The organism is Alteromonas sp. MMG017 (genome assembly GCF_018100795.1).
Classification (GTDB): Bacteria; Pseudomonadota; Gammaproteobacteria; order Enterobacterales; family Alteromonadaceae; genus Alteromonas.
The window spans coordinates 231,180-246,948 of record NZ_JAGJDY010000002.1; the positions used below are offsets into that span (position 1 = coordinate 231,180).

Annotated in this window: 11 protein-coding genes; 9 read left to right on the top strand and 2 right to left on the bottom strand. The window is 44.2% G+C overall.

Translation table 11 applies throughout. The features are described from left to right. Positions 1–66: 66 nt before the first annotated feature. Positions 67–3,552, top strand: a complete 3,486-nt coding sequence (locus J8L84_RS03380) for a PAS-domain containing protein (protein ID WP_211069459.1) — start codon at positions 67–69, stop codon at positions 3,550–3,552. Positions 3,553–3,713: 161 nt separating this feature from the next. On the opposite strand, the gene J8L84_RS03385 is transcribed toward J8L84_RS03380, so the two are convergent. After that, a complete protein-coding gene (locus J8L84_RS03385; RefSeq protein WP_211069460.1) occupies positions 3,714–4,352 on the bottom strand; it encodes a response regulator transcription factor in 639 nt (212 codons plus the stop codon). 322 nt (positions 4,353–4,674) lie between these two features. Further along, a complete protein-coding gene (locus tag J8L84_RS03390) occupies positions 4,675–6,969 on the bottom strand; it encodes a TonB-dependent receptor (RefSeq protein WP_211069461.1) in 2,295 nt (764 codons plus the stop codon). A gap of 273 nt (positions 6,970–7,242) precedes the next feature. Between J8L84_RS03390 and J8L84_RS03395 the strand changes: the two genes are divergently transcribed. From J8L84_RS03395 to tmpT, 8 genes are all read left to right on the top strand, one after another. Beyond that, positions 7,243–8,538, top strand: coding sequence for an SLC13 family permease (locus tag J8L84_RS03395; RefSeq protein WP_211069686.1), 1,296 nt, complete (start codon positions 7,243–7,245; stop codon positions 8,536–8,538). Between the two features lie 12 nt (positions 8,539–8,550). Beyond that, a complete protein-coding gene (locus J8L84_RS03400) occupies positions 8,551–9,837 on the top strand; it encodes a homoserine O-acetyltransferase (protein WP_211069462.1) in 1,287 nt (428 codons plus the stop codon). A 69-nt stretch (positions 9,838–9,906) separates the two neighbouring features. Beyond that, entirely contained in the window at positions 9,907–10,965 is a 1,059-nt protein-coding gene (locus tag J8L84_RS03405; RefSeq protein ID WP_211069463.1) for a PHB depolymerase family esterase, read from the top strand. Further along, positions 10,958–11,725, top strand: a complete 768-nt coding sequence (locus tag J8L84_RS03410; protein WP_211069464.1) for a 3-hydroxybutyrate dehydrogenase — start codon at positions 10,958–10,960, stop codon at positions 11,723–11,725. The genes J8L84_RS03405 and J8L84_RS03410 overlap by 8 nt, the downstream gene beginning before the upstream one ends. Before the next feature lie 79 nt (positions 11,726–11,804). Next, entirely contained in the window at positions 11,805–12,680 is an 876-nt protein-coding gene (gene nadK, locus J8L84_RS03415; protein WP_057792762.1) for an NAD(+) kinase, read from the top strand. A 96-nt stretch (positions 12,681–12,776) separates the two neighbouring features. After that, entirely contained in the window at positions 12,777–14,462 is a 1,686-nt protein-coding gene (recN, locus tag J8L84_RS03420) for a DNA repair protein RecN (RefSeq protein WP_211069465.1), read from the top strand. Positions 14,463–14,581: 119 nt separating this feature from the next. After that, positions 14,582–14,938 (top strand): outer membrane protein assembly factor BamE, encoded by a 357-nt coding sequence (gene bamE / locus J8L84_RS03425; RefSeq protein ID WP_211069466.1) that lies wholly within the window; start codon positions 14,582–14,584, stop codon positions 14,936–14,938. 181 nt (positions 14,939–15,119) lie between these two features. Next, the gene (gene tmpT / locus J8L84_RS03430; protein ID WP_211069467.1) at positions 15,120–15,761 is read left to right on the top strand and encodes a thiopurine S-methyltransferase; all 642 of its coding nucleotides are present in this window, start codon (positions 15,120–15,122) and stop codon (positions 15,759–15,761) included. The last annotated feature ends 8 nt before the right edge of the window (positions 15,762–15,769 follow it).

Below are 15,769 nucleotides of genomic sequence, written 5' to 3' on the forward strand. Positions count from 1 at the left end.
GAGCTACACACCCACTCATTGTAAAAAACATGTTAACTTTGACAGGTATTGTATTAGGGAATTTTGATGCTCAGTATTTGGACCGTAGGTACGGTAGTTGCCCTTTATTTGCTCGCATTATTTGCCATTGCCTTCTGGGGCGATAAACGGCTACGTGATAATCAACAACACCCCATTTTATATAGCTTGGGATTGGGAGTTCACTGCACATCTTGGGCGTTCTTTGGCACGACATCGCAAGCTGCTGAATATGGCTGGGCTATTATACCTACCTATATGGGTATTATTCTTACCATGGCATTCGCTTTTCCTGTGGTACTGCATATAAGCCGGTTATGCCAGCAACACAACATAAGCTCATTGGCCGATTTAATTGGCCTCAAATATCAGCATTCACACCTTATTGCCGCGTTAATCACCTTACTGTGCTTTGTTGGTGTTATTCCTTATATTGCTCTGCAGTTAGACGCCATCACAAAAAGCATTAACCTCATTACGCCTGATACCCAGCATTCAACGCAAAACGTGAGTTTATATGTAGCGGGGCTAATGGCTATTTTTGCCATTGTATTTGGTACTCGCACGCTTAACCTTACCGACAAACACCCGGGTTTACTGCTTAGTATTGCGTTCGAATCCCTCATTAAACTTATTGCGCTTTGGGTAGTAGGCGTATTTGTTTGCTTTTATTTGTTTGATGGCGTGCTTGATTTAGTCACGCAAGCCGCTAGCAACGACGCTGCGCGCGGTGTTATTTATGCCGACAGGGCTCCATGGGTATATTTATCCCATGTGCTTTTAGGTGTGTGCTCTATGTTTGTATTACCGCGCCAATTTCACATGAACTTCGTTGAATTAAACGGCGAAGGAGAGCTTCGCACTGCTCGTTGGTTATTTCCCTTGTATTTATTGGGTATGACGGTTTTTCTTATTCCCCTAGCATTGGCGGGTAAAGTCTTACTGCCACAAAGCGTCAATTCCGATGCGTATGTATTGGCTCTTCCTTTGTATGCAGAAAATATGTCTGTTTCTATCATCGCGTTTATTGGGGGCTTATCGGCGACCACCAGCATGGTAATTGTGGCAACGCTTGCCCTTGGTATCATGATAGCCAACAACCTAGTGACTCCGTTGTGGTTAAAGCTGCGTTTGCGCGCCGAACCCAATCACACCATGCAGCCTAGTAAAATTTTAACTATTCGCCGTCTTACCGTATTGGTGGTGTTGTCCGTGGCACTTTGGTATCACTTAAATGTTAGCCAATCGGCGCCATTAGTAAAAAGCGGTATTATTGCGATTGCCTTATTAGGCCAGTGCTTACCTGTGCTTATGTTCGGTATATATTGGCAACGAAGCACCAAATCTGCCGCCGTCTGCGCGCTGCTAGCCGGCTTTAGTTTTTGGGTGGTGTACTTGTTATACCCCAGTATCATGTCGAGCTATTATTTTAATAGTCCACCTTCCGATGCCGAGCTAGGAATGGGATTCGCTTATTCGTTGTTAGCGAACTGCGTTACCTTCATTGTGGTTTCTTATATTACGTTCAAGCGCCCGCTTCATGGCATTGAACAGAAATCGCCTACATCTCCTGCTTTTGCCATTCGCATTAACGATTTAACGGCGTTAACCCAGCGTGTACTCGAACCCAGTGTTCATCAAGCGCTAGTGAATCAATTATCTGTGAATATCTCGGATGCCAATGCAAATTCTGGGTACGCAAACCATACCCTACTGCAGCGCACAGAAAAATTGCTCAGCGCTCAAGTAGGCACCCCAAGTGCGCGCATATTGCTAGGCGCTATTACTGAAACTAAAAACGAGACCTTGCCTGAACTGGTAGATTGGGTGGAAGAAGCCTCACAATCTTTTCAGTTTAACCATGAAGTACTGCAATCGTCGGTACAAAATATTGAACAAGGCATTAGCGTATTAGATGAAAAACTGCAGTTACTAGCGTGGAATGAGCGCTATATTGAAATGTTCAATTACCCACGGGCTTTCCTTAAAACCGGTATGTCGATTGAAAGTATTCTTGCTTACAACGCTAAGCGAGGGCTATTCGGTAACGCTGTTATCAGTAACGAAGAAATCAATAAACGTATTGTTTATATGAAAGAAGGCAGCCGGTACAAGTATGTTCGGAAGCAGCCCGATGGAAAAGTGATTGAGCTAAATGGCTCACCCTTACCTGGTGGCGGATATGTAACAACCTACAGTGATATAACAGAATACATTGCTATTCAGGAAGCCCTTGAACGGGCTAAATCCGACTTAGAACACCGCGTAGCTGCTCGCACTGAAGAGCTACAACACGCCAAATTGGAAGCCGACAGGGCAAACGAAAGTAAATCGAAGTTTTTAGCTGCGGCGGGGCACGATCTTATGCAGCCATTTAATGCCGCCACTTTATTTGCCGCTATGCTGGCCCAAAAAACCAAAGGCGGCGAACTGGCCACGCTTTCAGAAGGGGTAGTAAGCTCGCTAAATAGCGCAGAAAACCTACTAACCATGTTACTCGATATGACCAAGTTAGAGTCGGGTAAGCTTATGCCGCAAACATGCAACTTTGCATTGGATGACATGTTAGCGCCATTGGTGCAAGAATTTAGAGTCATAGCGGCGTCTAAAGGCTTAACCTTGTGTTATGTACCCACTAAACTCGTTATTCATTCTGACAAAAACTTGTTACGACGTATCGTGCAAAACTTGTTATCGAATGCAATCCGCTACACCACAACTGGCAAGGTGTTAGTTGGTGTAAGGCGCAAGTATTCACAATCAGGCCCCAAGCAGCACTTAGAACCAGCCTCACCACTAATTGATATTTGTGTGTACGACACAGGGGCTGGTATTCCCAACCACCAGCAAAGTGAAATTTTTAACGAGTTCCACCAATTAGATGAAAAACAAAACGCTCAAGGTTTGGGGTTAGGGTTAACCATTGTAGAGCGTATAGGGAGATTACTACATCACCCTATTTCGTTGGTATCTACCGTCAACAAGGGCAGCAAGTTTAGTGTGTCAGTGCCTTGCGTTGAAACTTCAGCTAAAAGTGGAAACTTACCAGTGAAAAGTTCAAGCGTGGCGCATGCCGTAACGGCAGAGACTCAAGCAAACAAAGCCCCTGTCGACATAAGCCCTAGCGCAGCGACACCAGGTTTACTGCCTAGCAAGCCGTTCTTAGCCGGCAGGCGAATACTACTGATAGAAAATGATGCACAAATAGCCCAAGCCATGAACGTATTGCTTTCAGATTGGGGCGCAATAGTATTCGTTACTACGAATATCACTGAATCAATACACGCGTGCCCTACTCCACCAGATTTGCTGCTTGTCGACTATCATTTAGATGCTGGTGAAACCGGAACACAAGCTGTTTCTCAACTTCAAGGTAAGTGGGGACACAAAGTATCAGGGGTTTTAATTACGGCGAATCGAAGTGAGGGTATCAGAGAGGCTGCCAGCGACTTAGGGCTTTATTATTTACCCAAGCCTGTTAAACCATTAGCCCTTAAGCGCTTACTTAAAAACGAATTGAAACTTGATGATTAGCTTATTAATTACTCTAGGTTTTAGGTTAATTGCCGAACTAGAAAAATCAGTGGTCAAATCTCATTAATAGGCTTGGCATATAAATGAATGATTTTATTTATGGGCTGGTTTAATTAACGGCCTTGTTTGATTAATAAGAAGTTTTAATCAGTAGCTTAAACCTATTCGTGCACAGCCATGGCATGTTTGAAAGCAATACCTGCTTTTGTACGATTAATGACATTCAATTTTCTTAATACCGCTGAAACGTGCTGTTTCACGGTAGACTCGGAAATATCCAGTTCGTAGGCAATTTGCTTGTTAAGCAATCCATCCGCCACCATTCGAAGCACTTTCAATTGGTGCGGTGTGAGCATCGCGAGTTTAACGCTAAAATCGTCAGTGTCAGTGCCATCATTAGTGAGGTTCGCTGCCGATTCAGGAAGCCATTGTTCGCCGTCTAGTACACGTTCGACTGCCTCGGCTATGCATTCTATGGATGCCGATTTAGGAATAAAACCGCATGCACCTAAAGAGAGCGCCTTACGAATAAGATTCGCCTCTTCAAAGGCCGTCACCATGACCACCAATACATCAGGATATCGCGCTCGCACCTCAGACAACCCTATCAAGCCATCATTACCCGGCATCTTCACATCCAAAAATACCAAATCAATATCTGGGTTAGCGTCAAGCTGACTAAGGGTTTCATTCAACGTAGATGCTTGCAGTATATCGGGCCCTACAATGTCGCCAAGGGCTTGGCACATTGCCGCTCGAAATAAGGGGTGATCATCTGCAATAAGTACACGTATTTTCATTTTGTTATCTGCCGCACAATTGTAACAACAATGTTAAATTAATAATAACACGATGATTACAAATACCTAGTGTTAAAAGGTGTTTATATTGCGTGGAAACATACTATCCAGATAAAAGTAGACTCAAATAAAAAAGCCGGAACTCTCATTCCGGCTTTTTTTGTATAGCTATTTTGTATAGCTACTTGGTATCGCTAATTTGTATTTTTCGTATATCTAGCGATTGCGCTAACTTTTACGCTAACTATGGCGCTAGCTATTACACTTACTATTTCTCTAGCCAAGTGCGCGAGTTATCGCAAGTTCTCACGATTTACCGTATCTAAAAACGATAACCTAGCGTGACGTGAACCGTACGTGGGTCGCCATAATAACCGATTAAGGTGGTATCACCGCCTAGGCCGGGCCCAAAGTTACCGTCTTCGTCTCGGGTAACAAAATCATACCCACCCACCAAATATTCTTCATCGGTAAGGTTTTTCACATGAAGGCCAGCATACCAGTCGCCTTCTACACTCTCCCAACGCGCACTTAAGTTCACCATGCCATAAGCATCTTGCTCAATAAGGTCACTGGTTTCAAATAGTAGGTAGTCATCACGATAATAGTAGTTGGCATTAAACGTAATATCACCAAAGCCGGTTTCTAGCAGATAATTTGCACCAATGTTTAACGTATTTTCAGGTGTGCTAGCCAAACCAATAAGCGGGGGTATCGCATTGTTCTTCTTAATTTCAAAATCGATGTACCCGTAAGCCACATCAAATTGTAAGTTATCAGAAGCTACCCACGTCATTTCTACTTCAGCACCTTTGGCAGCCGTTTCAGCAGCGTTACGTAGTCTTTGATCAAGTGCAGTTGGGTCGCTTAAGTCACCTTCAATACCAATATATTGTCGGTCAGAATGGTCGTACGAAAATAATGTCACATTCAATCGCAATGCATCATTCAAATCGCTTTTCATGCCCACTTCGTAGCTATCAACGACTTCGGGTTCTACGCCAGGCTCATTTACCGTAGCGCGTGGATTGAAGGTCCCCGATTTAAAGCCCTGCGAATAACTCGCAAAAAACATAGTATCGCGACTCATTTGGTATTCCACACCAACTCGCGGCGTAAAGCGCGACCAGCTTTCAACTGCCGCCCCTTCAAATACACCATCACCGTCGCTGTCAGTGCCCAGCACCTGTGGAACTAAGTCACCATCAGGGCGAACATAGCCATCGAACCAATCGGTATAAGGGTAAACATTCGCGAAGATTAAGCCGTTATTTACTGTTGCCGATTTTTCTTCGTCTGTGTAGCGGGCACCAAGTGAGAGAGAAAGCTTATCGTTAATATCGTAATTAAACTGCGCATAAGCGGCCCAACTTTCAGAGTTATTACAACCGCTTACTTCTCGGGTTAAGCCGGAAGCGCCTAGCGCCACACCCAACACACCTAACACAGCATCGAAGTTTCCGCATGACTCACCATCATAAAGATATAAACCAGATACTAGCGAGTAGCTATTTCCAGTGTAATTTAGCTGTAATTCATGGGTGTCGTTGCTGTCGTCATACTCGGCAGGCACGTCGAAAATGGGCAATGCCGTATTATCAAAATCAATATTTGTAGGCGAGTAACTCTCACGGTGCGAACCTATGTATTTAAGTTCTAAATTATCACTAACGTTATATCGAGCTAGCCAGTTATACCCTTCAAGTTCTACTTTATTCCAGGTAGGTAAACTGGTGTACGAATCGAACTTTGAATCAGGCACTGGCGCGTCGGTCAAAATACTGGGGATAAGACGATAGCCACCTTTTGCATTCGAGGTATCTTCGGTTTTATCCCAGCCGAAACGGAAAAATAAATCATCACTAGCGTGTACTTCTAGCGTAAGGCGCGCTGCCCATAAGTCTTTGTTGTAGTTTTCTTTGTCTTGGCCGTCTAATGCGCTAACTAAATATTCACCAAAACCATCGCGGTTTAAGTTGGCGTAGCCTACGCCCAAATACACAGTATCTTCTACTAATGGAATTTGCCCGGTGACTTTTAGATCCCGCTGGCTGTAACTACCAAGCGTAGCTTGCACGTTTAACTGGGTTTCCCCTGACATTTCTTTGGTGACATATTTAACGGCCCCACCAATAGTATTTTTGCCATATAGTGTGCCCTGCGGCCCGCGTAGCACCTCTATGCGCTGTACATCTAATAAATCGAGTACCGCACCTTGTGGGCGAGCGATGTAAACATCGTCCACGTAAATCCCTACACCAGGCTCGTATCCCCAAAGCGGATCTTGCTGACCTAAACCACGAATAAACGCCGTTAACGTAGAGTTCGTGCCACGGCTGGTTTGCAATGTAGTGTTGGGTGAAAACTGTTGAACTTCAGTGAGTACGCTAATGCCCTTTTCGGCTAATTCAACAGCCCCAATAGAGGTGATAGCCACAGGGGTTTCCTGCAACGACTCAACGGTTTTTCGTGCGGTAACTTCAATACGTTCTAGTTTGCCTTTATCGTCAGCATCAGCGTCTTGAGCGAAAGTAGTGGGTGAAATTAACAGTGCGCTCGCAACAGCAGCTGCACAGATAGAGCGAGGGTAACGCTGCATGTGTGTAGTGAGTGACATAATGTGTCCTTTTTAGTTCTAAATTATCGTTACTGTCGGATGTAATGCCTGCGGTCGAACTTTACTCTAGGTAATTTTACCCTTGCCGTATGTAGTACCATCGTACTATGGGAATTTTGCGCCACTACCGCCACACTTTAGCCCTAGGACATGACTTCACCAATCATTTATTGATATGAAAAGCCATGACTTACAGCTACATAAACGCAATATAAACATAAACTTAACTGTTCTGGAGAATCTGCGGTCACAGATTTCTAAGGAAAAATAATGATGTTAAGTATGATTGGTCTGGTAGGCGGACTTGTATTATTAATTGTGTTAACCATTCGGGGAATGAACCTTTTCATTGCAGCCCCCTTGTGTGCACTGGTTGTGGCGTTAACCAACGGCATGTCTGTTTTTATTGGCGATATAAATTTTGTTGAAACCTACATGAGTGGGTTTTCAGGCTTTATCGCCGCATGGTTTTTTATGTTTTTGCTTGGTGCTTTATTTGGCAAATTCATGGAAGACAGTGGCGCAGCAGATTCTGTCTCACGGTGGATAATACAGCGTATTGGTTACAAACAAGCTGTGTTAGCAGTGGTGCTGGCTTGCGCTATTTTAACTTACGGGGGCGTGAGCGTTTTTGTTGTCGCCTTCTCGGTTTATCCTATGGCGGTAAGCTTGTTTAAAGATGCGAACTTGCCGCGCCGTTTCATACCCGCCGCCATGGCATTTGGCTCGGTCACCTTTACCATGACCTCTGCCGGCTCGCCAGAAATCCAAAATTGGATCCCCATTAAGTATTTAGGTACCTCGCCCTTTGCTGCATGGGAAGTAAGCTTAGTGGTTGCTATTTTCATGGCAGTCTTTGGCTACTGGTGGTTGGCGAAAATGATCCGCAAAGCGATAGCCAACGGCGAAGAATTTGAAGCACGAATTACCGATCCTGAAATACGCGAACGAGACTACCCTCACCCACTTACCGGCATTATTCCATTGCTTGTGGTGCTATGTATTTCCTTCTTTTTACACGAAGCACTAGCACAACTTGCGCTTATTGTAGCCTTAGGGGGCGGTGTGCTTACCTTGCTAATAATAAACCATGCACACTTTCACAATTTACAAGCGGCGATTAACACCGGCACAACCGGCGCGCTGGTAGCCATTGGCAATACCGCGGCCGTCGTAGGGTTTGGTTCAATCGCCAAAAACACCGAGGCATTTCAGCAAACGGTAACCTTAATGACGCAAATCCCTGGCAACGAGTTAATTGGCGCTGCTATTGCGATTAGTGTAATAGCAGGCTTAACCGGCTCGGCATCTGGCGGGCAAGCCATTGCGCTGCCACTACTTGCACCACATTATCTCGACCAAGGTGTGCAACCAGAACAATTACACCGTATTGTTTCTATCTCTTCAGGTGCGCTAGATTCACTGCCTCATAACGGGTATGTTGTCACCACAATTCGCGCTATATGTCATGAAACTCATAAGGCAGCCTACGGTGCAGTCGCAGCATTAACCGTAGTCGTACCGGTTATAGGGCTAGCCCTTGCCATTGGCTTATTCAGCGTGTTTTAGACAAGGATTTCCATGAAACTAAAAATAGCTTTTTTATATTGTAGTTTGCTAGCGTTGTCGCTGATTACTACAACAACGTGCAGTGCTAATGTGGCAAATACTGTTGATACAAGCGTAGTAGATGAAAATAATTTTGATGCAACAGGCATAGAAACAAATCAACCAACGCTGATTACGAAGAAAGAAACGTTCTCTATGCAAAGCTTCACCACATTTGGTGGCAAAACCATTAATAACGTGAAAGTGGGTTGGGAAGCCTATGGGCAATTAAATGCAGATAAAAGCAACGTTATTCTTATTACTCACCATTTTTCGGGCACGTCTCATGCGGCGGGTGTATATGAAGAAAATGATAAAAAGACAAGCCCTAACATAGGCTACTGGGATGCGTTAATTGGCTCTGGCAAAGCCATTGATACGGATATCTATTACGTTGTCAGTGTAGACAGTTTAGTTAATTTAAACGCCTATGATGATCGCGTTATTACTACCGGCCCAGCGACTATCAACCCAGAAACCGGTAAGCCTTGGGGACTAGATTTCCCCGTGGTGACAATCCGCGACTTCGTAAATGTGCAAAAGGCGCTACTGGAAAGCTTAGGTATACAAAAACTGCATGCGGTGGTTGGCCCTTCTATGGGGTCGATGCAGGCTATCGATTGGGCTAGTGCTTACCCCGACTGGGTGCCAAGAATGATATCGGTTATTGGCACGGCTGGAAGCGATGCGTGGACAACCGCCGCGCTCTCTCACTGGGCGATGCCTATTCGGTTAGATGCTAACTGGCACGAAGGCAGCTACTCTCGACAAAACCAACCCACTGAAGGGCTTGTAGCGTCTTTAATGATGATCACCCAACATGCGTTGTACCCCACGTATTTTAACCAACAAGGTAATAAACTAGGTTATCAAGCTGTGGAGCAAGCGCCGTTAGAGCACATTAACGCTCAGCACTCTATTGTGAAATGGTTAGAAAAACGCGCGCGCCAACGTGCTGAAAAAATGGATGCAAACCACCTTCTTTATTTGGTACGCGCCTGCCAATTGTTTGTAGCTGGTCATGGTAATAGCTTGAAAGCAGGGCTTGAAAATATTCAAGCTAAAACCTTGTTCTTGCCGGCATCCACCGATTTGTTACTTATGCCTTATTTATCCGAGTCGGCAAACAATCAACTCAAAGGCTTAGGGAAAAAAAGCGAACTGGAAACATTGAATGGCCCCTTCGGACACCTTGAAGGGGTAGTAAACGTGCAAGCCGAAGGCGAGCGCATTGCCGCTTTTCTTTCAAGCGCTTTATAAATACTAAAAATGAACCGTTTAAATAAGTGCAATGCTTACCAGCCAAGCATTTAACTGTAGGAACCTGTTATGAAAACAACTTATAAAATACTGGCCAGCGTTTGTGCGCTTTACAGTAGCGTAGTGTTATCCAGCTCGGCTAATTCAGGCAATGGCCTACCACCGCTAAATCTTGATGTAGAGCAGGCTACGGTATCTGGCCTTTCTTCTGGTGGATACATGGCCACGCAGTTTCATATTGCACATAGCGACTGGGTGAAAGGCGCAGGTATTATTGCTGCAGGGCCTTATTATTGCGCGCAAAATGATATTACCACTGCATTAAATCAATGCGTAAATAAGGTAAATACGCCAATCAACCTAGATGCACTTTCCAGCGTTGCCGTAGACTATGCAAGCGAAGGCAGCATTGCGCCTTTAACGGGCCTTAAAGATGCCAAAGTATGGTTATTTCACGGCACTAACGACGTACGTGTAACGGCGCAAGCCAGCGATTTACTGTACCGCCAATACCAAAATTGGACAGACACTCAAAATATTGTGTACGTGAACGACCAAAGCGCAGCACACCACTTCCCTACCTTGCAAGAAGGCAGTGATTGCAGCGTTTCAGAAAGCCCTTTTATTGGTAACTGTAATTACGATGCAGCGGGCAGTATGTTAAATCACCTGTTACCCAACTTAACCGCACCCGACGATACCGTTTCAGGCAAGGTTTACACTATTTCTCAGCAAAAGCTTTCAGGAAGCGATGGCGAAACCTTGGCCGAAAAAGGATTTGTTTTTGTACCCGAAAACTGTGCAGAAGGTGAATCGTGCAGCTTACATATTAGTTTTCATGGCTGTAATCAATATGCCGAAGTGGTTGGCGATAGCTATGTAACAAAAACCGGTATCAACCGTTGGGCCGATGATAACAATATCGTTGTGTTGTACCCGCAAACTAAAAAATCGTTATTTATGCCATTAAACCCACAAGGTTGCTGGGATTGGTGGGGATATTCTTCTGATGACTATGCAAATCGAAAAGGCGCTCAAATTTCTGCTGTTACTAATATGATTAAAGGGATTAACACAGGCGCTGCCAATAAAACAACGATGAATACAGGAACGGCAAACAATGACTAAGCGAACCGTATTTATAACTGGTGGTGCAAGCGGTATTGGCTTTGGTATAGCACAAGCCATGTCGAAAGCGGGACATCATGTGATTATAGCTGATATTAATGAACAAGCTGCACAGCGCGCTGCGAACGATATTCTAAAAGAAGGTGGCAGTGCCAGTGCTATTGAGGTTGATGTGTGCAATGCTCAGCAAGTGGCGGCTTTACCCGACTTGCTCGAGGGGCAAAAAGTAGATGTATTGATTAACAACGCCGGTATTCAGCATGTCTCACGCATTGAAGACTTCCCAAGCGAAAAATGGCAGCAATTAATTAATATAATGCTGGTTGGCCCCGCGCTTTTAACCCAAGCGTTTTTACCTGGCATGCGAGAGCTAAACTTTGGCCGAATTATCAACATTGGTTCAATTCACTCTCTGGTGGCCTCCCCTTATAAATCGGCTTACGTGGCAGCAAAGCATGGCCTACTGGGGTTTGCTAAAACTATCGCCCTTGAAACCGGCGACTGTGATGTCACTATCAACACCCTTTGTCCGGCTTATGTTAAAACACCGCTGGTTGAAAAGCAGATTGCCTCACAGGCCAAAGAAAACAACCTTACAGAAGAGGATGTGATCAACAAAATAATGCTTGAGCCCATGCCGAAAAAACAGTTTATTAGCGTAGATGAATTGGCTGACACGGCGGCATTTTTAATGTCGGATAGTGCACGTAATATCACCGGCCAAACTATGGTACTGGATGGTGGCTGGACAGCCCGATAAACCTTGCGCTAAGGCTTTCCATTCGTAAAATATCTGTGCTAATGTCCTGACATCAGTAAGGAAAACACATTAGCACTACATGTCCTATCAAACCGTTGCTTTAATCGGCAAACCTCAGCACGCTGCTACTCACGACAGCTTAAATCTTTTGGCTCAATACCTCACCGCAAAAGGCTGTGAATTATTGGTTGAAGAGAGTATTTCAAAAGAATTAGAAAGTGATAATCATCGCGCATGCAACTTAGTTACTATTGGTAAAGAAGCCGACCTTGCCGTAGTAGTAGGCGGTGATGGCAGTATGCTAGGTGCAGCAAGGGTATTAGCGCGCTTTGATATCCATGTGGTAGGGGTAAACCGAGGCAACTTAGGTTTTTTAACCGATATCCACCCCGATGAAATTGTGCAGCAACTCGACCTTATTTTTGAAGGTGAATGCGTCGTTGAAAAACGCTTTCTACTAGATGTGGGTGTGTATCGTCATGAAAAACTAAAAAGTAGCAATTCCGCGGTGAACGAAGTGGTTCTTCACCACGGTAAAGTTGCCCACATGATGGAATTCGAAATTTATATTGATGACCAATTTGTGTTCAGCCAACGCTCAGACGGCCTAATTGTGGCAACCCCGACTGGCTCTACCGCCTATTCACTGTCGGCAGGTGGCCCTATCATCATGCCCAAGCTTGATGCCCTTACGCTCGTGCCTATGTTTCCACATACATTGAGCAGCAGGCCAATTGTAGTCGATGCCGATAGCCAAGTGTCGATGAAGGTATCGAAAGTTAATAGTGATTCACTTCAAATCAGCTGCGACAGCCACATTGTACTCCCTGTACTTCCTGGCGATGAAATACGCATTAATAAAAGTGAAGATAAACTTTATTTAGTGCATCCAAAGGGCTATAGCTACTTCAATGTACTGCGCAAAAAATTAGGCTGGGGTAGTAAGCTTTATTAAGTAACACGGAAGAAGTAAATTAATTTTACCTAACCTCTTTACATACTCAAAATACTGTATATATTTACATATACTGTATAAACATCGAGTATGGTTATGTTAGCGCATCTTTCTATTAGTAACTTTGCAGTGGTTAAGCAACTTTCAGTTAATCTTGAAAAGGGGCTCACTGCCATCACTGGGGAAACCGGTGCCGGTAAGTCTATTGCCATTGACGCTTTGAGCTTATGTTTAGGCGAGCGAGCTGATGCCAACGCGGTAAGAAGCACCGCGCCTAAAGCAGAAATCATTGCTCATTTCGCATTGGCCACAAATGCGAATGCAAAGCGCTATCTCGATGAACACGAACTTACCTCGGACGAGGACGAAAACAGCTGTTTCATTCGCAGAGTCATTTCAAAAGAAGGCCGCTCAAAAGCCTTTATTAATGGCATTCCCGCGTCACTACAACAATTGAAAGGTTTAGGTCAGCATCTACTTGCTATACATGGTCAGAATACGCACCTTCAGCTTTTAAAAGAAGATTATCAACGTCAGCTTGTTGATACTGTAGGTAACCACAAAGACAGCCTCTCAAATGTAAAACAGCACTATGCCTTATGGCGTGAAAAGCAAAAAATGTTGAGCGAACTACAAGCGCAAGCTCAGCAGCGTGAAGACAGATTACAGCTGCTTACTTACCAGGTTAGAGAGTTAGACGAATTTGCTTTAGAAGACGGTGAGTTTTCAGAGCTTGAAACTGAACATAAGCGCCTAAGCAACGGGCAAAGTCTTTTAGAGCAGGCACAAACTAGCTTTTATCACTTGTACGAAAGTGACGAAGGCAATGCACTGTCTATATTGCAAAATAGTATAGACCGTTTGGGTGAGCTTGAATCCCATGATGCGAGCTTGAGCCCCATTCTTGTTTTGTTAAATGAGGCAGCTATTCAAGTTGAAGAAGCGGCTGGGGAATTGCGCCATTATTGCGACGATTTAGAAATAGACCCACTTCGTTTACAACAAGTAGAAGCGCGCTATGCAAAAGCGATGGACTTAGCCCGTAAGCATAGTGTTATGCCAGAGGAATTATTTGCGCACCACCAAACCCTAGCCAGTGAGTTTGCTTCGTTGGGCGATCAAGAGTCTTTGTTAACCACGTTAGAAGATGAAGTAGATGAGCTGAAAGCACAGTATCTAAGCGAAACGAAAGTGTTATCAGAATGCAGGGTGAAAGCTGCAAACTATTTGGCAAGTGAAATTGAAATACAAATCCATCAGATGAACATGCCCCATGCGAAGGTAGCCATTGAGGTAAACTACGATGAGTTTAAAAAGCCATCAGCCTTGGGCCAAGATACGATTGAAATTAAAGTATCCACAAACCCAGGCCAAGCAGCGGACAAACTTGATAAAGTCGTATCTGGCGGTGAGCTTTCTAGGATAGGGTTAGCCATTCAAGTTATTGCCAGTGATAACCATGCTACGCCTACTATGATTTTCGATGAAGTAGATACGGGCATTAGCGGACCTACTGCATCTATTGTAGGAGGGCTACTTCGCCGCTTAGGCAAACAGGTACAGGTTATGTGTGTTACCCATTTACCTCAGGTTGCTGCTCAAGCGCATAACCAGCTCTTTGTTACCAAGCTTACCGACGGTGAAAGTACTGAAACTCAAATGTTGGCGCTAACGAAACAAGATAGAGTGGATGAATTGGCTCGCTTGTTGGCTGGCGACAAAGTAACCAAATCGGCGCTTGCTAACGCAAAAGAGTTATTGAAAAGCGCGCAATCGAACTAAAATGCAGTTGATTGGTCATACTTGTCGATGTAGCATGCCTTCGTGCTTACATTAACGCACCCCACCCGCCTTTATGCTGTTGGGTAACGAAGAAAAAGCAATACTGGACTGATTTACTCATGAAGTTGCAACATTTATTAATAATTTTAGGTTTAACCCTTACATCAAGCGCTTGTTCTAACTGGATTTATCGTATTGATGTGCCTCAAGGTAACTTTCTCGATCAACGAGACGTTTCAAAACTACGCATCGGCATGACTAAAGAACAAGTTATCTATGTACTTGGTAACCCAGTAGTACAAGATTCTTTCGATGATAATACTTGGTACTACGTTTACGACATGAAGCGCGGCATGAAAAAACGCGGTGAAGATTTCCAAAAGCAAATGGTTATTACATTTGAAGACGGCAAAGTAACGTCAGTAGAAGGTGACTTTGAACTGTCTGAAGATTTTAATACGCCGCTAGACAGTTAAGTAGCAATAAAGTTATGTACCAATAAACTTGGGTACAAAAAACTACCTAACGATATATAGCGAAGGAGCTTTTGTTTATGAACAGATTGCTCCTAGCTTGATATTGTTTTACTCAAGTTGCTTTACACAAGTTTCTCCCCTCGATTAATCTGTAACCGTCACACGTTAAAGGAATATATTGATGGAACACGATTTTTGGCACAGCAAGTGGCATAAAAATGAAATTGGTTTCCATGAACCTGAGGGCAATGCACTTCTCGTTAAACATGCTGATACCTTGTTAGCTGCCACCTCACCTCGAATATTCGTACCGTTATGCGGTAAAACTAAGGATATCCATTGGTTGCTTGCTAACGGCTGCGAGGTGGTAGGTGCTGAGTTAAGTGAAATTGCGATCACGCAATTATTTACGGAGCTGGATATTGAGCCAGAGGTCACGTCCGTAGGTAGCCTTAAGCTTTTTAAAAATGGCCCGCTAAGTATTTTTGTTGGTGATATTTTTGAGCTAACCGACGAAACACTAGGTAACGTAACCGGTATTTATGACAGAGCCGCATTGGTCGCATTGCCGACCGCGCTTCGCGAGAAATATGCAGCGCATATTTGTACCATCACCAAATGTGCCCCCATCCTTTTGATAAGCTTCGATTATGACCAATCCGTCATGCCAGGCCCTCCATTTTGTGTTGACGAAACAGAAGTGACTCGCTTATATAATGCTAGTTATTCTATTTCGTTACTTGAACGTGAACCACTAGAAGGTGGCCTTAAAGGTAAAGTTGCTGCAGACTCATTGGTCTTCAATCTTCAACCTGAAGCATAATTAGTAAG